This window comes from Marinobacter sp. F4216 (assembly GCF_019931195.1).
GTDB lineage: Bacteria > Pseudomonadota > Gammaproteobacteria > Pseudomonadales > Oleiphilaceae > Marinobacter > Marinobacter suaedae.
Map to the genome: position 1 here is coordinate 268324 of NZ_JAIOUO010000004.1, position 19622 is coordinate 287945.

Here is a 19622-nt window from a genome sequence, read left to right on the forward strand (position 1 = left end):
CAACCGGGTAGTCAGCCGGCCGCCTCGAGGTGATTACGGATCAGGGCCATCAGGTGCCCGGCGATCTGCCGTTTTGAGTCCGGTCCGAAGGACTCACGCCCCTCCGGCCAGAACACCGTGACAGCGTTATTTTCGCTGTTGAACCCCAGCCCGGGCACCGACACATCATTGGCAACGATCATGCGCAACTTTTTGCGCTGGAGCTTATCCAGGGCGTACTTTTCAACATCCGCAGTTTCCGCCGCAAACCCCACCGTGAAGGGTGGATTGTCCCGGGCGGCAATGGTGGCCAGCGTATCGGGATTGCGAACCAGTGGCAGTGCCATCTCCTGGCTGGTTTTCTTGATCTTGTCCCCGGCGCAGGTTTCCGGGCGATAATCCGCAACCGCCGCACTGGCGATAAAGACATCGCAACCCTCATCGACGGCAGAGGAAGAAACCCGCAGCATATCCTCCGCGGTTTCGACCGTTCGGACCTCCACACCGGCAGGCGCAGTCAAATTGACCGGCCCGCTGACCAGCACCACGTCGGCCCCGGCATCGCGAGCGGCTTCCGCGAGGGCATAGCCCATCTTGCCGGAACTGTGGTTACTGATGTAGCGGACCGGATCGATGGGCTCGCGAGTCGGGCCGGCGGTAATCACCACCCGGCGGCCAGCCAGCGGGCCGGTGTCGCCAGACTGCTCAATCAGCCCGGCAAGTTCCACCGGCTCCAGCATGCGCCCGGCGCCCACATCACCGCAGGCCTGCTCACCCCGGTCCGGACCCCAGATCGAAATCTGAGGGTCTTCTTCCAGCAATCGAATGTTTCTCTGAGTCCGGTGGTTGCCCCACATGGCCTGATTCATGGCCGGCACCACAGCAATCGGAGCTTCGGTCGCGCTGCAGAGCGTCGCCAGCAGATCATCCGCCATGCCCTGAGCCAGGCGTGCGATGAAGTCTGCGGAGGCAGGCGCGATCACTACCTGATCGGCCCACTTCGCCAGCTCGATATGCCCCATGCCGGATTCCGCCTCCGGATCGAGCAGCGAGGTTCGAACCGGCTCGCCACTGAGCGCCTGAAAGGTAAGCGGGGTAATAAATGCCTCCGCGCCCGCCGTCATCACCACGCGAACGCTGTGGCCGGCTTTTTTCAGCAAGCGAACCAATTCGGCACTCTTATAGGCGGCAATACCGCCGGTGATGCCAAGCAGAATGCGTCTGGCAGCCATAAGGCCCCTATCCTCATAAAAATAAAGGCTTATAAGATAGCATGCCCGGCCCTTGCAGACAGCCTGCCCACGGCCCCGGACGTTTACCATTTGTTACTGTTTCCAGTAACCTTTGTAATCCTCAGACCTCGCGCCAGCCAAGGACAGGCTGGTTAGTCAATTCGCTGCAAGGAAGACAGCCATGGCAGACCCAAACTGGCCCTCGGACGAGCGCCCCCGGGAACGATTACTCCAGCACGGCCCGCAGTCCCTGTCAGACGCCGAACTGCTCGCCATTTTTCTTCGTACCGGCACCGCCGGCACGCCGGTTCTGACCATGTCCCGGGATCTGGTGACCCGCTTTGGCGGACTCCGGGGATTGATGACCGCTTCCCGGCAGCAGTTTTGCAGCATCAAGGGACTGGGACAGGCCAAATACGCCCAGGTACAGGCCGCCATGGAGATGGCCCGACGAGTGATGGACGAACCCCTGCGACAGGGCGACCCTCTCAAATCCCCGGACGACACCCGACGTTTTCTCGCCAGCCGGCTGGCCACCTACCCTCACGAAGTGTTCGCAGGTCTTTTTCTGGACAACCGTCACCGCGTCCTGCAGTACCGAGAGCTGTTTAGGGGCACCATCGACAGCGCCGCCGTCTACCCCCGCGAAGTGGTGCGCCAGGCTCTGGAAGACAATGCTGCGGCGGTCATTTTTGCCCACAACCATCCCTCTGGCGCAGCCGAACCGAGTCAGACCGACATCGAACTTACCCGCCGACTGAAAGATGCACTGGCATTGGTGGATATCAGGGTTCTTGACCATATGGTTGTCGGCCACGGTGAGGTAATATCGCTTGCCGAACGGGGACTGATGTGAACAACCGGACACCACCGCCGAAAAGTTGGCCAAATTCCCAACAATTTTTTGCGTTGGGGCATGAGTTCTGGTATAAAAGCGTCCCTTTCTGGCGGCGTCTGGCGAGCAGCGTTCAGTTTTAGCGGCGCGAACAGGAGCTTGAAGCTCCTCAGAAACCAGAGACGCATTAAAAACGAATTCGTATGATTGAGACCATTGCTCAGGTCGGAGGCAAGTATGTCCAGAGTTTGTCAGGTTACCGGTAAGCGCCCGGTCACCGGTAACAACGTATCCCACGCGATGAACCACACCCGTCGTCGCTTTCTGCCGAATCTGCAGAACCACCGTTTCTGGGTTGAAACCGAGAAGCGTTTCGTGAAGCTGCGCGTATCTACTAAAGGCATGCGCATCATCGACAAGAAAGGCATTGACGCTGTGCTGGCCGACATCCGTGCCCGCGGCGAGAAAGTATAAGGAGCCGCATCATGCGCGAGAAGATTAAGCTGGTATCATCAGCAGGCACTGGTCACTTTTACACGACCATGAAGAACAAGCGTAACACCCCGGAAAAGATCGAGATCAAGAAGTACGATCCGGTTGTCCGTAAGCACGTTGCGTACAAGGAAGCCAAGATCAAGTAATTGATCCGGCATCCAAGAAAAAACCCGGCCATGCCGGGTTTTTTTGTGCCTTCAATACGCTTTACCCAAAGACTGTATCGCCGGGACGATTATTAGAACGTTTTTACATAGCCCTTCGGCAGCGCAATATCCATGGCAATAGGCAGGTGGTCTGAAACCGGGAAACTGACCACCTCAGAACGCCGGATTTCCAGGGACGGACTCACCAGAATATGATCCAGCGCTTTCTCCGGACGCCAGCTCGGAAAGCTATGCGCAGACTCCGGCAGGGGCACCAGATCGGTTTCTTTCAGGGGCGTCTGGGTCAACAACTCTTCCGCATGGTTATTCATATCGCCCATCAACACCACGTGCTGATAGTCCGCGATCAGCTCCCGGATATACCCCAACTGCCGCTGCTGCCCGGACTTGCTAAGCGACAAATGCATCAGCACCAGCACCAGCGGATCATCCTCTGCACCGTAGCGGGCAATGATGGCGCCTCGGCCGGGAATCAGCCCCGGCAACTTGTGCTCCGTCACATCCAGAGGCCGATAACGGCTCAGTAAGCCATTACTGTGCTGGGCAATCTGCCCCAGGTTCCGATTGAGTTGCTGGTACCAGAAAGGGATGCCCGCGGCTTCGGCCAGATACTGCACCTGATTGATGTAACCACTGCGCAGGCTGCCGCCATCACATTCCTGCAGCGCCACCACATCGTAATTGCCAATCAGATGGGCAATGCGATCGAGATTCTGGATGCGGTGCCGATGGGGCAGCACATGCTGCCAGCTGCGGGTCAGGTAATGTCGATAGGAAGACGTATTGATGCCCACCTGGATGTTGAAGGTGAGCAACCGGATGTGGCGATGAGGCTCGAAATCGGGCACATGCTCCACCCCGGAGGAGGTGCCACGGGGCTCACCGGCAACATTGAGAAACTCGCTCACCTGCTTGCGGATTCGCTTGTACATGGCACCTGTTCCACCGTCATACCGGACATCAGCTCAACCGCATCCCTTGCAGCTTATTCGGCCGCCTCGCCCTGCTCTTTGGCCACCAGATAATCAACGACCTCAAGCACCTGCTCGTGACCGCCAGCCATGGAGGCACTGGTTTTGTATTTACCGTTAACCAGCATAGCCGGAACCCCGGTGATACGCGCCCCACGAATTTTCGCCTGCGCCTGCTGCATCCGGGCATTCACACCGAAACTCTTGTAAGTACTGAGGAAAGTATCGGCATCCACACCGTAGCCCGCGACGAAGTCTGCGATCTCTTCCGGCGTATTCAGCGGTCGACGCTCGCCGGCCAGACGGTCGAACAGGGCATCGTGCACCTTATCCAGCTCACCCATGGCTTCCAAGGCGTAGAAGGCCCGGGCATGCGGCTCCCAGGAACGCCCCAGCGCAGCCGGCATCAGGACGAACTCAACACCTTCAGGCAGATCCTGTTCCCAGGCTTCGACCAGCGGCTTGAAACTGTAGCAGTGCGGACAGCCGTACCAGAAAATCTCAGCAACCTCGACATCACCCTCGGTGGCGGTTCTGACCGGCGTTGTGAGGGTTTCGTAGTGCGTGCCCTCTTCCCAGGTCTCGGCGCCGGCCTGCGCACCGAAGCCGACCGTCACCGCGAGAACAGCTGCTTGTCCGAGTTTTCTAATCATCAGGCATCTCCACTTTTATTGAGTAACTTGCTAACGGGTGATTATGACCCAGGCGCTTGAAAAAGTTCCACCGCACCAACAAATCATCAGGTTACAGATTGGAAAGCAACAAAAAACCCCGCAAGTTGCGGGGTTTTTGACGACGAACGAACGATCAATCAGTTCAGTCCAGACACGTAGCTGGATACTGCCTCGATTTCCGCATCGGTCAGCTTGGCCGCCACGTCCATCATGATCGCGGCGTTCGCGCCATTGTTACGCTCGCCGGCACGGTAAGCTTTCAGCTGCTTGGCCACATACTCGGCATTCTGGCCACCCAGGGCCGGATAACCGCCTGGCTCGTTGCCCTTACCTTGCGGGTTATGACATCCGGCACAGGCTGGCACACCAGAGGCCAGGTTACCACCACGGTACAATGCAGCGCCCTGCTCAACCAGTTCGGGATCCGCCTGACTGACGACCATCTCGTTGCTGTTGAAGTAAGCGGCCAGGTCCTGCAGTTCCTGGTCAGACTTGCCGTCCAGCAAACCCGTCATCTCGGCAATGACGCGCTCACCATCGCGAATAGCCGCCAACTGGTTGTACAGGTATTTCTCGCCCAATCCAGACAATTTGGGGTACGCGCCCATCACCGGCTTCTGGCCACCCTGACCATGACAGCCCGCGCAGACGGCGGCATTCTGCTCGCCCGCTTGAGGATCTCCTGCCCCGTGCGCCATCGCTGTGAGGCCAACACCGAGAACAACTCCTGCGATCAGTTTTTTCATGCTCGCTCCGCTTCTCTCATCCATCTATAAAGGTAGTCTTCATCGTGCAGCCGGCAGGCACTGATCAGTCAGGCTCAAAACCGGGGCTGTCAGCGGCCGCGCTCAGCGCGCCGCCCGGAATTGGTGTAGCATTATACATTAATCCCTGATAACTGAAATCCAAAGGAAAGCCGACCGCTGTGGACCCCGATCTGACTCCGAAAGCCATCTCCTATAACAGTGCCCGTTTCCTCATCAGCGCCTCCCGCCTGGACGAATGTCCGCCCGATATGGGCTCGGAGGTAGCCTTTGCCGGTCGCTCCAACGCCGGCAAATCCAGCGCACTGAACGCCATCACAGCAAACGGAAAACTGGCCAGGACCAGCAAGACCCCCGGGCGCACCCGGTTGATCAACTTCTTCACCCTCAACCGTGAAGGCTGCCGCCTGGTGGACCTGCCCGGGTACGGCTACGCCAAGGTATCCCGGGACATGAAGGACGACTGGCAACAACACCTGGGCCACTACCTGAACGACCGGCGGTGCCTGCGCGGCCTGGTGCTGGTAATGGATATCCGCCACCCGCTGACCGATTTCGACCAAATGATGGTGGATTGGTGCGAGCATAACAACCTGCCACTGATGATTCTGGCCACCAAGGCGGACAAACTGAAGTTCGGACAGGCCAAAACGGCCATGCTGGGCATCGCAAAGAAGCTGAAGCCGTTTGCTTGCGTGAAGCACCTGATCATGTTTTCGGCCACCTCGAAACGAGGCGTGGAGGAGTGCCGGGAAGCCCTGACCGACTGGCTGGAAAGCGCCGACCCCGCCGAATAATTTGCATAGCCCATACAAAAAGCCGGTCTGCCCAAGGACAGACCGGCGAAACGTCAGGGTTTGCGACGTGTGCTAAAACCTGAGAACTCACTCAGGAGACGCAGAAAGTCCGAATTTTCTACGTCACGAGTTTGGATAAGAGCAATCGGTGAAAGTTCCCAAAATCGCCTAATAATTGACCATGGTTTCGGTTTTTACCTAGCCCGATGTCTCACTTTCGTTCCGATCTGGCAAAGTCGGCCGATACTTTTCCCTCAGAGCGAGCACCCGGTCACGATACCCAGACGTGAGATAGGGAACTTCAAGCGTCAGAACCTGGTAAATACCCTGCTTCAACTCGTTGATCGTCAGGTTTGCGTAGGTCTCCTCGGCGTGCGCCGTCTTCAGGAAGGCCATCCAGTTGGTGACCACCAGCCAGACGTTCAGCGACATAGCCGTGCGCAAATCCTCTGGCTGAGCCTCAATGATGCCGGCTTCGGCCAGCTTCTCGAAAATACGATTGATGGCCTTCAGGCAGCGGTTGGTGAACTCACGATAGTCCTGACGCAGGCGCGGATCGCTGTCCAGCAGATACTCCAGATCCCGGTGAAAGAAGCGATAGCTCCATAAACCATCAAACACCGACTCCAGATAGAACATCATGTCCTCCGCAGTCATCGCCCGGTCTTCAGGAATATCCAGGTAATAGTCCACCAGCTTTTCGTACTCGAGGAAAATCTCGTAGATGATGTCCGACTTGTTTCGGAAGTGGTAGTAAAGATTGCCCGGCGAAATCGCCAGGTGGGCTGCGATGTGATTGGTGGTGACATTGCGCTCACCCCGCTCGTTAAATAGCTCAAGGCTCGCAAGTATGATCTTGTCTCTTGTTTTCATACACCTGCCGGCATGGGTAACGGTCGTATTTCTGGATGGCCCGATTGACCACCGCCTTAACTTGACTGGCTAGAGTATATACTCTAATAATACAACCAAAGGCAAATTGAGCATTTTTCCAACAACATTAATCAGCGCCTGCCGCAACAAAAAAATTGGAGACTCGAGTATGGGAGCCACCGTCGTCCAGCTCACCGAGAGCAAGAAGCAGATCCAACATACCCACCGGACGTTCGACGATCAAACCAAGGCGTTCCGTAAGAATCCCATGCCGTCGATCTCCGAACGTAAGGAAAACCTGAAGCGGCTTAAGCGCCTGATCCTCACCAATCAGGATCGGCTGATCGAAGCCATCGACCGCGATTTCAGCTGCCGCTCGAAAGATGAGACGCTGATCGCCGAGGTCATGCCCTCGATCCAGTCCATCAACTACACCCTCAAGCACCTGGACGCCTGGATGAAGCCGTCCAAGCGACACGTATCCATGCTGTTCCGGCCGGCCAGCAACCGGGTTCATTATCAGCCCAAGGGCGTCGTTGGCATCATCGTGCCCTGGAACTACCCGCTGTATCTGGCCGTTGGTCCGCTCGTAGCCTCTCTGTCTGCCGGCAATCGCAGTATGATCAAGATGTCGGAATACACTCCGCACACGTCGGCTCTGTTCAAGGAAATCATCGAAGGTTCCTTCGCCGGAGACCTGGTCACCGTGATTACCGGCGAAGCCGATGTGGCCGCCGATTTCTCCGCACAACCTTTCGACCACCTGCTGTTCACCGGCTCCACATCCGTGGGCCGTATGGTCATGAAGGCCGCCGCGAAAAACCTGACTCCGGTGACCCTGGAACTGGGCGGCAAGTCGCCCGCCATCGTTTCACCGGACGTACCGATGGAAGATGCCGCCCAACGCATCGCTTTTGGCAAGGCGTTCAACGCAGGCCAGACCTGTGTCGCGCCGGATTACGTACTGTGCCCGGCGGATCGGGTCCAGGCCTTCGTGGACGAATTCCGGTCTCGTTTTTCCGAAATGTACCCAACCATTCGGGACAACGACGACTACACCGCCATTATTAATGAGCGGCAATACGCACGCCTGCAAAGCTACCTGGACGACGCCCGTGCAAAAGGCGCGAAGGTCATTGAAATCAATCCCGGTCGGGAAAATCTGGGAGATGGTACCCGCAAGATTCCACTGACTCTCCTGCTCAACACCACTCCGGACATGAAGGTCATGCAGGACGAAATTTTCGGCCCGCTGCTCCCGGTTGTCGGTTACACCGACCTGGAGGAGGCCATTCATTACATCAATGAACGGCCGCGCCCCTTGGCCCTTTACTTCTTCGGGTACGACAAAGAGCAGCAGCAATACGTGGTGCACCAGACTCACTCCGGCGGCATGTGCATCAACGATGCACTGATGCATGTGGCCCAGGACGACCTGCCCTTCGGAGGAATTGGTGATTCGGGCATGGGTCACTACCATGGCAAAGAGGGTTTCCTGACCTTCTCCCATCACCGGGCCATTTTCACCAAGCAGAAGTTCAACAGTGGCCAGTTTGTCTACCCACCGCACGGAACGCCACTCCACAAGATGATATACAAACTGTTCATACGCTGACTTTTCTGCGCGGCCACCGGCTTGTTCGGTGGCCGCTCGGCAAAACAATAACAACAAGACAGGACGTCATGACACAGCCATCTTCCTGCCCCGACACCCCCACCGATGTCGCCAAACTCGACCGTCGAAGCTTCCTGAAAACCGGCCTGGGTGGCACCCTGTTCCTTGGTGCCGTCAGTACCACCATGACGCTTACCGGCTGCGCCTCATCCCCCTCTGAGCGCCTGCCAGCGGTGGGAACCCGGATGGATGCGCGCTATCAGTTCCGCTTCCTGACCGACACCGATATCGAGATTTTCGAAGCGCTGCTTCCGGCCATTCTGGGCCCCAGCTTGCCAGAGCAGCCACAATCCCGGCGGCTGATCATCGCCCACACCATCGAGCGCATGGATGCTGGCATCACCCAGTTTGGCCCGGCCAACCAGAGCGAGCTACGGCGCCTGCTTGATCTGCTGGGATTCAGCTTGACCCGCATCACCATTGCCCGGGTCTGGTCCAGCTGGCCAGACGTGACCACTGGCGAAGCCGAAGCCTTCCTCCAGCGCTGGCAAAACAGCAGCATCGGGCTGTTCAACAATGGCTACATGGCGCTGGTGAAAATCAGCAACGTCGCTTTTTATGGCCATCAGGACCAGTGGCACCTTTCCGGCTACCCGGGGCCACCCCAGTGGGCTGTCGAGGCCCTGCCCCAATTCAAAAACGCCTGATCCCACCATCCGCCCAGAAGTAATGGAGTCATCATGTCAGTAAATGATCCTTTCACCGAAGGCCTGGAGTTAGGCTGGAAAGTCACGGACGGCGCCTCGCTTACGGAGAATCAGACCATTGAGGCCGATGTGGTGGTCATCGGCACCGGCGCCGGCGGTGGGACCAGCGCAGAAATCCTGGCGCGGGCCGGACTGTCAGTGATCCTTGTGGAAGAAGGCGGGCTGTACCACCAGAAAGACTTCAAAATGAACGAATTAACGGCCTACGCCAGCCTGTACCAGGATGGCATGAGCCGGGTAACACAGGATGGAGCCATCGCGATACTCCAGGGCCGCTGCGTCGGAGGTTCCACCACCGTGAACTGGACGTCCAGCTTTCGCACCCCGGACGAAACGCTGAATTACTGGGCCAACCAGCTGGGCATGGGCGACCTCACCCCGGACGCGATGGCGCCCTGGTTTGATGGCCGAGAGCAACGCCACAACATCGAACCCTGGGCGGTTGATCCGAACACCAACAACGATGTCCTGCGGCAAGGCTGTGAACAGCTCGGCTACGCCTGGCAAATCATCCCCCGCAACGTAAAAGGCTGCTGGAACCTGGGTTACTGTGGCGTTGGCTGCCCAACCAACGCGAAACAGGGCGCCCTGACCACCACCATCCCGGGTGCTCTGGCGAATGACACCACCCTGATTCACCGCCTGCGGGCGGATCGGCTGGTCATGAACCAGGATCGCATTGACCACCTGCTGGCCAGTGCCATGAGTGCTGACGGGGTATCACCCTCGGGAGTAACCGTCACACTGAAAGCCAGGCACTTTGTTGTGGCCGCCAGTGCCATCGGCTCGCCCGGATTGCTGTTGCGATCGGACATTCCCGACCCCTTCAACCGAATCGGCAAGCGCTCCTTCCTGCACCCGGTGAATGCCACCACGGCAATCATGCCCGAGAAGGTTGAGCCGTATTATGGCGCGCCTCAATCCATCTATTCCGATGAGTTCAACTTCAAGGAAGGTGTCGATGGGCCGGCAGGCTTCAAGTTAGAAGTACCTCCCCTGCATCCCGCCATGTCTGCGGGCGTGATCCCTCACCATGGCCAGAAACAAATCGATGCCATGACCAACCTGCCGTGGACCCAGTCGACCCTTGCTCTGGTGCGGGACGGATTCCATCCAGACAGCCCTGGCGGCAACGTGAGCCTTCGGGGTGATGGCAGCCCGGTTCTGGATTATCCGATCTCCGACTATCTGTGGACCGGCCTGCGCAAGGCGTTTGGCATTATGGCGGAGCTTCAGTTTGCTGCCGGTGCCAGAAAAGTGAGTTTCGTACACATGGATTCCGACTGGTACAGCAGTTGGGCCGAGGCCAGTGCCGCTCTCGACAAACTGCCTATGGAAGCTCACCGCGTCCGGCTGTTCACCGCTCATCAAATGGGCGGTTGTGGTATGGGGCGGCATCCCGAGAATTCCGTGGTCAGCAGCTTTGGCGAGCATCATCACGTCAGCAACCTGAGCGTGCACGATGCCTCGATTTTCCCCACCAGCATTGGCGCAAACCCCCAGCTGTCGGTGTATGCTTTGGCAGCAAGGAACAGCAGCCGACTGGCAAGTAAACTCACCGGATGATCTTCACCGTTTTGGGAAATCGGGCAAACTGGTATCCTATACAGCCCGACGAGAGGAGCGATGAATGCGGAAAGTCATCTACCCGGGCACCTTTGACCCAATTACCAACGGTCATACAGATCTGATTGAACGTGCCGGACGCATGTTCGACGAAATTGTGGTTGCCGTTGCCTACAATCCGAACAAACAGCCACTGCTCGATCTTGAGGAACGCTGCGAACTGGTACGACTGGCAACCGCCCATCTACCCAATGTCACCGTCACCGGATTCAGCAACCTGCTCGCGGACTTTGTTCGGCAACAGGGCGCCACGGTGATCCTGCGGGGCCTGCGCGCGGTGTCGGACTTCGAGTTCGAATTCCAGCTGGCCGATATGAACAGGCGCCTGGCTCCAGAGGTAGAGAGTGTGTTCCTGACCCCGGCCAATCACCTGTCCTACATTTCGTCGACACTCATTCGTGAGATCGCATCACTGGGCGGAGAGATATCGGAGTTTGTCGATCCGGCCGTTGAAGCAGCCATGAAAAAGAAGTTTAACCAGTCCTGAGGTATCCAGCAGATGGCCCTGATCATTACTGACGAATGCATCAACTGCGACGTCTGTGAGCCTGAATGCCCGAATGAAGCGATTTCAGCGGGCGAAGAGATTTACGTGATTGATCCGAACAAGTGCACCGAGTGCGTGGGGCACTACGATGAACCCCAATGCCAGTTGGTGTGTCCGGTGGACTGCATCCCCCTGGATCCGAACCACAAGGAAACCCAGGAAGAGCTGATGGAGAAATACCACCAGCTGACCGGCCAGTAAAGGTCGCTCTCAGGGGACGCTGACTTACAGCAGGGGCGGCAGCGGAAACTCCGTCCCGTTAACATCCAGAACCAGATCTTCCATCTTCCCGTTCATCACCAGCCGGTCACCTTCGGACACCAGCAGGCCCTCTTTGATCAAGGGCGCCATCTGTAGCCGCAGATCCGGATAATTGTCGATCAACGCCCGTGGCAGACTCAGCCCGAAATCCCCGGTCAGCTGCTGCATGACCAGCAGCATTCCGGCCTTCTGCTCCCCGGAGAGTTCCGGGTGGCGGATTTCTGCGTGCCCGGTGATCTCACCCTCCGGGGTCGTTACCATCAGCTCCGGCATAGCTAGCGAAAAACCCGCTGCTGCAACATCCCGCAATGAAGAGCTCACCTGATCCATAACCGCATGCCCCTGCTCCTGAGCCGCCAAGCTTCCGTCGGCATGCAGAGCCTGCATACTGGAAAAGGCGTCCAGAAAGGCATTCCAGCTGGCGATATCCAGATTATTCAGTGACAAGCCAAGCTGGTGAGGGCCGTACGACTGGTCACCCTGAATAACCTCATCCACATTCAGGGCAACTGACGAACTCAGACGAGTATCGTTGTGCTGCGCCTCTGCCTGAGTGTTCATGCGCAGGCCCTGTAACCGGGTAGCAGGCAGGCCCGGTTGAGCCATCTCAACGGAACCAACCGAAAAATCCATCTGACCGGTCCATACATCACCGGCCAGGTGCTCCATGTCCTGCTCCATGTGCAGGTCAGCAAGCCGGATATCCAGCTCGGGACCCGACAGGCTGACGGACGGCCAAACCATCAGCGCCCGCGACCTGGCCCCGGCACCGGCCAGTTCCAATCGTGCGAGACCTCCGCTTGTCGTCAATGACTCGCCGGTACTGGCATCACTGATGGTCATCAGCGGCGCCTCCAGCTCCAGCGTAGCCTTGCCCCACAGGCGAGTTTCCAGCGTCAGCTTTGGCTCCGCCTCCGGAAACCAGTCAGTTCCAGCAGGTGACCAGCCACCCTCGGGCTCAAACGACAACAGGCTTCCGACTACCCCATGACTCACCCGGGCATGGTAGTGCCAGCGATGGGATTCACCGGTCTCCGGGTTGGAAAACACCAGAACGCCTTCGACATCCGAACCCAGCACACCCCGGCGATAATCGGCCGTTTCCATCTGTAAAAATGGCTGTGCCCGATTCATCTCCTCAGTGGCTTGCTGCCACTGGATTTCAGTGACATAGCCCACCACCCAGGGCAAGGCGCCTGTCACCGCGAGGGTAACGGCACCAGCAATCATCCATGATTTTTTCACAGCGAATCTCCGTATCACGGTTTGCCCGCCAGGCGCTCCAGCAGCACCAGCTGGGAGGCGAACCGATCTTCCTCTTCGGCTGGCTGGTTCTGGACATACTGACCATCCGGTTGCAGCTCCCAGGACTGGCAGTTATCCGCCAGGTAGGTATCCAGATCCTCCCGCAGCCTTGCGACCAGATCCGGATCCTCTATCGGGAATGCCACCTCAACCCGGCTGAGAAGGTTTCGTTCCATGCCATCAGCACTGGAGCAATACACCTGCGGGCGACCGCTGTTGCCAAAGTAATACACCCGGGTGTGTTCCAGGAACCGGCCAATGATGGAGCGCACCCGGATGTTCTCCGACAACCCGGGCACGCCGGGCCGCAAACAGCAGATACCGCGAATGATCAGGTCAATTTGGACTCCAGCCTGGGAGGCCCGGTACAGGGCTTTGATCAGCTGGGGTTCGGTCAGGGAGTTGAACTTGAAGACCAGACGACCTTTTTCGCCCAGGGCGGCCTCGCGCTCGATCAGTTCCAGCAAACGCGAATGCAAGGTGAATGGCGCGTGGAAAAGCTTCTTGATTTTCAGCGCCTTGCCCATACCGGTGAGCTGTTGGAACAGCTTGTTCACGTCATCACCGATGGATTCATCGCAGGTCATGTAGCTGTAATCGGTATACAACCGCGCGTTACCAGCATGGTAGTTGCCGGTTCCCAGATGCACATACCGACGCAAACGGCCCTCTTCCCTTCGTACCACGAGAATCATCTTCGAGTGGGTTTTGTAACCCACTACCCCATAGACCACGATGACGCCGGCTTCCTGCAACCTCGAGGCGAGCTCCAGGTTCTCCGCTTCACTGAAGCGGGCCCGCAACTCGATCACCGCGGTTACTTCCTTGCCCCGCTGGGCTGCATCGGCCAGGGCGGCGACGATTTCAGAATCGACGCCGGTCCGATACAAGGTCTGCCGGATCGCCAGCACGTGCGGGTCTTTGGCCGCCTGGCGGAGAAGATCCACCACCGGGCTGAAGTTCTCGAACGGGTGCAGCAACAGAATAGGGCGCTTGCTGATGCTGTCGAACATCGAATCTTTGCTGCGAATCTGTTTCGGAATGCTCGGGGAGAACGCGGAATAGTTCAGATCCGGGCGATCCACGAGTCCACTCACCGCCATCAGGCGGGTCAGGTTCACCGGCCCATGCACCCGGTACAGATCCCGCTCGGTCAAGCCGAACTCGGTGAGCAGGAACTGGGTCAGTTCCTCCGGACAGTTATCCGCAACTTCCAGCCGGACACCATCGCCAAAACGACGACTGAGCAACTCGCCGCGCAGGGCGGAGGCGAGGTCTTCGAGATCATCCTCCAGCTCCAGGTCGGCATTCCGCGTCAGGCGGAACTGATAACAGCCCTTGACCTCCATGCCCGGGAACAGCTCATCGGCATGGGCGTGAATCATCGACGACAGAAACACCAGGTTCTCACCGCCAGTGCATACTTCATCTGGCAGGCGCACCAGCCGCGGCAGGGAACGGGGTGCAGGTACAATGGCCAGGCCGGTTTCCCGGCCAAAGGCGTCCTTGCCGTCCAGCTCGACAATAAAGTTCAGGCTCTTGTTCACCAGCCGTGGAAACGGGTGAGAGGGGTCCAGCCCAATGGGGCTGACCACCGGCAGGATTTCATCTTCAAAGTAATTGCGCACCCATTCGGCCTGGGCAGGCGTCCATTCGCGCCGGCGGACGAAATGGATGTCTTCTTTCTCCATTTCAGGGATCAGTACATTGTTCAGGATCTCGTACTGCTCCTGAATGTACTCGTGGGCCACGCGGCTGATCTCCGCCAGCGCCTGTTCCGGCATCAGGCCATCCATCCCGACGGTTTCCCGGCCATACTTCATCTGCTGACGCAGCCCGGCAACACGGATCTCAAAAAACTCGTCCATATTGCTGCTGAAGATGCAGCAAAAAATCAGCCGGTTGATCAGCGGATGCGTGGTATCCAGCGCCTGCTTGAGTACCCGGTAATTGAATTGCAGCAGGCTGATTTCCCGGTTGAAATAGTTTTCGCTGGCGTCCAGATCAATGACGTTGAGTTCAGAGTCCTCGGACTCCGCCCCGGCGACCACCCCCGTGCCGGCTTCCGCGCCCGGGTCTTGCGTGATTTCCGTTGCCATAGTTACATCCTTTTTCACTGCGCCCATGCTTTGGCCTGAGCCAGGCACTCCAGAATCTTAACGGCGCTGATCGCGCATCAGGCGAGCAGCCCGAACCGCAAAGTAGGTCAGAATGGCGTCCGCACCTGCCCGCCGCATGGCCATCAGGCTCTCCATCATCACGGCATCGCCGTCCAGCCAACCATTTTGTGCCGCAGCCATGTGCATGGCGTATTCGCCGCTGACCTGATAGACAAACGTCGGCGCCTGCAGCTCCGTTTTAACCCGGTGCACAATATCCAGATACGGCATGCCGGGCTTGATCATCACCATATCCGCCCCTTCAGACAGATCCATGGCCACCTCGTGAATGGCTTCGTCCGAGTTCGCCGGGTCCATCTGGTAGGAAAACTTGTTGCCCTTGCCGATGTTGCCGGCAGATCCCACCGCATCGCGGAATGGACCGTAATAACTCGAGGCATACTTGGCAGAATAGGCGAGTATGCGGGTATTCACGTGGCCCGCAGACTCCAGTGCTTCGCGAATGGCCGCCACCCGACCATCCATCATGTCCGAGGGTGCAACCACGTCGGCACCGGCATCCGCATGGGACACCGCCTGTTTGACCAGTGCTTCAACGGTCACATCATTGAGCACATACCCGTCATGATCGATGATGCCGTCCTGACCGTGGGTGGTAAACGGATCCAGCGCGACATCGGTGATCACTCCCAACTCGGGCTGCGCCTGTTTCAGGGCTCGCACCGCCCGCTGGGCCAGCCCATCCGGGTTCCAGGCTTCGGAACCCGACAAGCTTTTCTGTTCGGCGGAGACTACGGGGAACAGGGCCACGGCTGGAATTCCCAGCGCCACCAGCTCGCCGGCCAGCTCCACCAGCAGATCGATGCTCAGGCGCTCAACCCCGGGCATGGAGGGCACCGCCTCTCGCTGTTGCTCGCCTTCAAGAACAAACACCGGATAGACCAGGTGGTCCGGAGTCAGTTGATGTTCCCGCACCAGACGACGGGAAAAATCGCTGGCCCGATTACGGCGAAGTCGGGTTGCCGGGAAAACACGGGGCGTCGAACGGGGCACAGATAACCTCCTGGAGTGATAACGGGTGAGTAAATCTGCCACCATCATACACCGCCACAGCCCGTTGTTGCAGGCTGACAGGAGACTCTGGGGGATGGGTATGACGAGCGTATTACCGGATGGAATCGGTAAAGAAATGTGCGGCGAACACAATCATAAACCGGCCGGACAGTTCTGCCCGGCCTGAAAAGACAAGGCTTACAGTGAGCGATTATTGAATCCGACACCGACCTTGCGAGGCGTATCAGAACGAAGCGTGGTGTCCACTTCCTGAATCCGACCACCGCCACTGAGGAACGCCTCGATATCTGCTTCTAATTGGGCGCGGACCCTGGCCCGACTGGCGAGGGAATGGCCGCCGTCATTGTCACCGCTCCAGCTCCCGGATTGCTCCAGGTTGCTTTCGTCGAATTCGCTCATGAACCTCTCTCCATCAACGAAAACAGTCGTTGGAGTGCCGCCCGCTCCAGAGAGGGCTACACTCAGTCTCGGCGACGCGCCCTTTGGCATCACCTTGGCGACTTTATAATCCGGTTTTTTGGGCCGCGCCATCCACCGTTAATTAATTTTTTGTTAGGTTTTAACAGCAATTACAACCTGTTGATTTTTTTAGGCACCAAATCCGGAGATAATAGGCAGTCGGACGTTGACACAAAGAATGAATATTGATTCACTATTTCCAAGGGAGCCCCATGGCCTACCGGGAAACTGAGAAGATGCGCCAGCGCAAGGCGATGGCGCGACAAAAAATTGTTGACTGCACCTACGCCTGCGTCTCAGACGGTGGATTCCGAAGTGCACGAATCACTCGGATCGCGGCTCTGGCAGACGTTGCAACGGGAACCATTTACCGGCATTTCGAGTCCAGAGAAGACCTGTTCGCCGAAGTCTTTCGCCTCGCGACTCAACGTGAAGTGGACAAGGTAGCGGAAGCACTGGCAACTGAAGGCGATGTAACTGCGCGTCTTGAGCATGCCCTTCGCCAGTTTGCCGAGCGGGCCATTCGTGGCCCGGTCATGGCCTGGTCGCTGATCGCAGAACCCGTAGACCCGAAAGTGGAAGAGGAACGACTGAAGTACCGAAGGGCGTACGCAGCCTTGTTCGAAGGAGCGATCCGGGAAGGCATTCAGAACCAGTGCATTCCCGACCAGGACGCCAGCCAGAGCAGTACCTGCCTGGTGGGCGCCATCGCGGAAAGCCTGGTCGGACCATTATCCCCGGCGCAAGCAGACGGTAACGTCTCCATTGCAGCGGAAGACAAAGACAGGCTGGTTAACTCCATCATTCGCTTTTGCATGCAGGGGTTAACGGGCGCACGGAACTAAAACGAGGCACATGATGGACGCTCAGCGGTCTGACTATGACACCTTCACCACCGGTACGGACCGCTGTCTGGCGACGACCCACGAGGTCATCAACCAGCCACCGGTGCTGCAAGACTACAACCTGTTCGAGCAAGACACCGCACTGCGCGAGGCCGCCTCTCGCGAAGGGGCCAACTGGGCCCGGGAGGAGCTGAACCGATACGGAGCGCTGACCGGGACCGCTGAGATGATCCATCGGGGTTTCGAGGCCAACCGTTTCAAACCGGTTTTCCACAGCCATGACCGCTTTGGCCATCGCATCGATGCCGTCGAGTTTCACCCGTCCTACCACGACCTGATGCGCACAGGCCTGGAACACGGGCTTCACAGCAGCCCTTGGACCCGGAGCGGAAACGGCGCGCACGTTGCCCGAGCGGCCAAGTACTACATGCATTCGCAGGTCGAGGCGGCTCACTGCTGCCCGATTACCATGACCTTCGCGGCCATCCCCACCATCCGCCACCAGGCTTCGCTGGCCCAGGTATGGGAAACCAGGATTCTGGCAAATCGGTACGATCCTGCCAACAAACCGGACAGCCAGAAAGATGCCGTGACCATCGGCATGGCGATGACCGAAAAACAGGGCGGCAGTGATGTGCGCGCCAACACCACCAAAGCTTTTGCCATCGGTAAGGAAGGCCCGGGCGAAGCCTATGAACTGGTCGGTCACAAGTGGTTCATGTCAGCACCTATGTGCGACGCTTTCCTGGTGTTGGCGCAATCCCGGGGTGGATTGTCCTGCTTCCTGATGCCGCGCTGGCGTCCGGATGGCAGCAAGAATCCCTGCCAACTGCAGCGTTTGAAAGACAAAATGGGCAACGTCGCCAACGCTTCTGGTGAAGCCGAGCTGCGTGGGGCTCTGGCATGGATGGTTGGTGAAGAAGGCCGTGGCGTCCCCACCATCATCGAGATGGTCGCCCTGACTCGCTTCGATTGTATGATCGGCAGTGCCGCCGGCATGCGGCAAGCGATCGCCCAGGCCAGCCACCACGCCCGTCATCGCAGTGCCTTTGGCCACAAACTGGCGGACCAGCCACTGATGCAGAACGTACTCGCAGATCTGGCCATAGAAAGCGAAGCTGCGCTGGCCTTCACCATGCGTATGGCCCGTGCGCTGGATCACCAGGACCAGGAACACGAACGACTGCTGACACGACTCGCGACCCCGGTTGGCAAGTACTGGATCTGCAAGCGCTCGCCCAATCTCGCCTATGAAGCCATGGAATGCATCGGCGGCAATGGCGTGATGGAGGACTCCATCATGCCCCGGCTGTTCCGGGAATCACCGGTTAATGCCATCTGGGAAGGCAGTGGCAACATCCAGTGCCTCGACACCCTGCGAGCCATGCACAAGGCGCCGGAAACCCTCGACGCCTTCCTGAGTGAGGTATCACTGGCCCGGGGCGCGGACGCCCGATTCGACCGCTTCCTCGATCATCTGCAAAAGGATACCGGCGATCTGAGCGACGCCGAATACCGGGCCCGCAATCTGGTGGACCGCATGGCGCTGGCCCTTCAGGCGGCACTGCTGCTTCAGCACTCCGATCAGGCAGTGGCCGACGCCTTCTGTGCCACCCGCCTCACCCCACACGGTGGGCTGAACTTTGGCAACCTACCGGCTGACACCGACGCCAAAGCCATTCTCAAACGGGCGACACCTGTAGTAGATTGAAACTTTGACGCGGTAAGTGTGAAGCACTATGTCTGAAGCCCTGAGAAAACTCCTGAACCAGCCAACGGCCAAGCCGGTCATCACGCCCCACGTGGGCGTTCTTACCCTGCATTTCCAGCTCTATGGCTGCGAGGATCTCAAAGCCAAGCGCAAGGTCTTCACTGCACTCCGGGCGGTATGGGGCAAGGAGCCGGATCTGGCGGTGTCCGAAACGGCGGACCAGGATTCCCTGGACTGTGCCACCTGGACCATCGCGGCCCTGGGCACCTCCTCCCAACTGATCACCCAGCGCCTGGACCAGGTCGAAAAGGCCATCGCCGACCGGGTGGATGCGGCCATACTCGACATCCACCGGGAGATTCTCTGAGCCCCGTCCAGCCCCGGTCCGACCTGTAGCGAAGCCGGTGATCAAAACGTATACTGAGAAGCTTCAGGAACGCCGCTGTGCCTGCACTTTTTCGGGCCTCTGAGAACTCTGCGCCGGGAATCGAGCCCGGCATCTCCC

21 protein-coding genes are annotated in these 19622 nt (G+C 58.4%); 12 read left to right on the forward strand and 9 right to left on the reverse strand.

The features are described from left to right. Positions 1-11: 11 nt before the first annotated feature. On the reverse strand, positions 12-1211 hold the full coding sequence (gene coaBC / locus K8I84_RS10675; RefSeq protein ID WP_223794745.1) for a bifunctional phosphopantothenoylcysteine decarboxylase/phosphopantothenate--cysteine ligase CoaBC: 1200 nt from the start codon (positions 1209-1211) through the stop codon (positions 12-14). Between the two features lie 181 nt (positions 1212-1392). Between coaBC and radC the strand changes: the two genes are divergently transcribed. The 3 genes from radC (at position 1393) to rpmG (ending at position 2687) form a co-directional block, all read left to right on the forward strand. Continuing rightward, positions 1393-2067 (forward strand): RadC family protein, encoded by a 675-nt coding sequence (gene radC / locus K8I84_RS10680; RefSeq protein ID WP_223794746.1) that lies wholly within the window; start codon positions 1393-1395, stop codon positions 2065-2067. Between the two features lie 216 nt (positions 2068-2283). Then, positions 2284-2520: a 50S ribosomal protein L28 gene (gene rpmB, locus K8I84_RS10685; protein ID WP_206644468.1), complete on the forward strand. Its 237-nt coding sequence runs from the start codon at positions 2284-2286 to the stop codon at positions 2518-2520. Positions 2521-2531: 11 nt separating this feature from the next. Beyond that, positions 2532-2687, forward strand: coding sequence for a 50S ribosomal protein L33 (gene rpmG / locus K8I84_RS10690; RefSeq protein WP_071263342.1), 156 nt, complete (start codon positions 2532-2534; stop codon positions 2685-2687). Positions 2688-2779: 92 nt separating this feature from the next. On the opposite strand, the gene K8I84_RS10695 is transcribed toward rpmG, so the two are convergent. The 3 genes from K8I84_RS10695 to K8I84_RS10705 all read right to left on the reverse strand — a co-directional run bounded on the left by K8I84_RS10695 (position 2780) and on the right by K8I84_RS10705 (position 5099). Then, the gene (locus K8I84_RS10695; RefSeq protein WP_223794747.1) at positions 2780-3640 is read right to left on the reverse strand and encodes an endonuclease/exonuclease/phosphatase family protein; all 861 of its coding nucleotides are present in this window, start codon (positions 3638-3640) and stop codon (positions 2780-2782) included. Positions 3641-3693: 53 nt separating this feature from the next. Continuing rightward, a complete protein-coding gene (locus K8I84_RS10700; protein ID WP_223794748.1) occupies positions 3694-4332 on the reverse strand; it encodes a thiol:disulfide interchange protein DsbA/DsbL in 639 nt (212 codons plus the stop codon). 158 nt (positions 4333-4490) lie between these two features. Next, positions 4491-5099, reverse strand: coding sequence for a c-type cytochrome (locus K8I84_RS10705; protein WP_223794749.1), 609 nt, complete (start codon positions 5097-5099; stop codon positions 4491-4493). 179 nt (positions 5100-5278) lie between these two features. Between K8I84_RS10705 and yihA the strand changes: the two genes are divergently transcribed. Then, on the forward strand, positions 5279-5914 hold the full coding sequence (yihA, locus tag K8I84_RS10710; RefSeq protein WP_223794750.1) for a ribosome biogenesis GTP-binding protein YihA/YsxC: 636 nt from the start codon (positions 5279-5281) through the stop codon (positions 5912-5914). A gap of 198 nt (positions 5915-6112) precedes the next feature. Here yihA and K8I84_RS10715 read toward each other — a convergent pair whose 3' ends face one another. Continuing rightward, on the reverse strand, positions 6113-6787 hold the full coding sequence (locus K8I84_RS10715) for a TetR/AcrR family transcriptional regulator (protein WP_223794751.1): 675 nt from the start codon (positions 6785-6787) through the stop codon (positions 6113-6115). A gap of 169 nt (positions 6788-6956) precedes the next feature. Here K8I84_RS10715 and K8I84_RS10720 point away from each other — a divergent pair, with 169 nt between their 5' ends. The 5 genes from K8I84_RS10720 (at position 6957) to K8I84_RS10740 (ending at position 11543) form a co-directional block, all read left to right on the forward strand. Continuing rightward, positions 6957-8402 carry a coniferyl aldehyde dehydrogenase gene (locus tag K8I84_RS10720; protein ID WP_223794752.1) on the forward strand — a complete coding sequence of 482 codons (1446 nt, stop codon included), beginning with the start codon at positions 6957-6959 and terminating at the stop codon, positions 8400-8402. A 68-nt stretch (positions 8403-8470) separates the two neighbouring features. Then, on the forward strand, positions 8471-9109 hold the full coding sequence (locus K8I84_RS10725; RefSeq protein WP_223794753.1) for a hypothetical protein: 639 nt from the start codon (positions 8471-8473) through the stop codon (positions 9107-9109). Positions 9110-9142: 33 nt separating this feature from the next. Then, complete coding sequence (locus tag K8I84_RS10730) at positions 9143-10735, forward strand: GMC family oxidoreductase (protein ID WP_223794754.1); 1593 nt, start codon at positions 9143-9145, stop codon at positions 10733-10735. A 64-nt stretch (positions 10736-10799) separates the two neighbouring features. Beyond that, positions 10800-11282, forward strand: coding sequence for a pantetheine-phosphate adenylyltransferase (gene coaD / locus K8I84_RS10735; RefSeq protein ID WP_223794755.1), 483 nt, complete (start codon positions 10800-10802; stop codon positions 11280-11282). Positions 11283-11294: 12 nt separating this feature from the next. Next, the gene (locus tag K8I84_RS10740) at positions 11295-11543 is read left to right on the forward strand and encodes a YfhL family 4Fe-4S dicluster ferredoxin (RefSeq protein WP_223794756.1); all 249 of its coding nucleotides are present in this window, start codon (positions 11295-11297) and stop codon (positions 11541-11543) included. 24 nt (positions 11544-11567) lie between these two features. Here the strand turns inward: K8I84_RS10740 and K8I84_RS10745 are convergent, their stop codons facing one another. The 4 genes from K8I84_RS10745 to K8I84_RS10760 all read right to left on the reverse strand — a co-directional run bounded on the left by K8I84_RS10745 (position 11568) and on the right by K8I84_RS10760 (position 16501). Further along, complete coding sequence (locus K8I84_RS10745) at positions 11568-12848, reverse strand: DUF945 family protein (RefSeq protein WP_223794757.1); 1281 nt, start codon at positions 12846-12848, stop codon at positions 11568-11570. A gap of 14 nt (positions 12849-12862) precedes the next feature. Next, a complete protein-coding gene (ppk1, locus tag K8I84_RS10750) occupies positions 12863-15034 on the reverse strand; it encodes a polyphosphate kinase 1 (RefSeq protein WP_411722672.1) in 2172 nt (723 codons plus the stop codon). A gap of 30 nt (positions 15035-15064) precedes the next feature. Then, on the reverse strand, positions 15065-16081 hold the full coding sequence (gene hemB, locus K8I84_RS10755; protein WP_223794759.1) for a porphobilinogen synthase: 1017 nt from the start codon (positions 16079-16081) through the stop codon (positions 15065-15067). Positions 16082-16279: 198 nt separating this feature from the next. Beyond that, the gene (locus K8I84_RS10760; RefSeq protein WP_223794760.1) at positions 16280-16501 is read right to left on the reverse strand and encodes a hypothetical protein; all 222 of its coding nucleotides are present in this window, start codon (positions 16499-16501) and stop codon (positions 16280-16282) included. A 272-nt stretch (positions 16502-16773) separates the two neighbouring features. On the opposite strand from K8I84_RS10760, the gene K8I84_RS10765 reads away from it, so the two are divergent. From K8I84_RS10765 to K8I84_RS10775, 3 genes are read left to right on the forward strand one after another with little or no spacing between them, the layout of a single operon-like run. Then, entirely contained in the window at positions 16774-17406 is a 633-nt protein-coding gene (locus K8I84_RS10765; protein ID WP_223794761.1) for a TetR/AcrR family transcriptional regulator, read from the forward strand. A gap of 10 nt (positions 17407-17416) precedes the next feature. Further along, complete coding sequence (locus K8I84_RS10770) at positions 17417-19117, forward strand: isovaleryl-CoA dehydrogenase (protein WP_411722673.1); 1701 nt, start codon at positions 17417-17419, stop codon at positions 19115-19117. A 28-nt stretch (positions 19118-19145) separates the two neighbouring features. Beyond that, positions 19146-19484, forward strand: coding sequence for a DUF503 domain-containing protein (locus K8I84_RS10775; protein ID WP_223794762.1), 339 nt, complete (start codon positions 19146-19148; stop codon positions 19482-19484). The last annotated feature ends 138 nt before the right edge of the window (positions 19485-19622 follow it).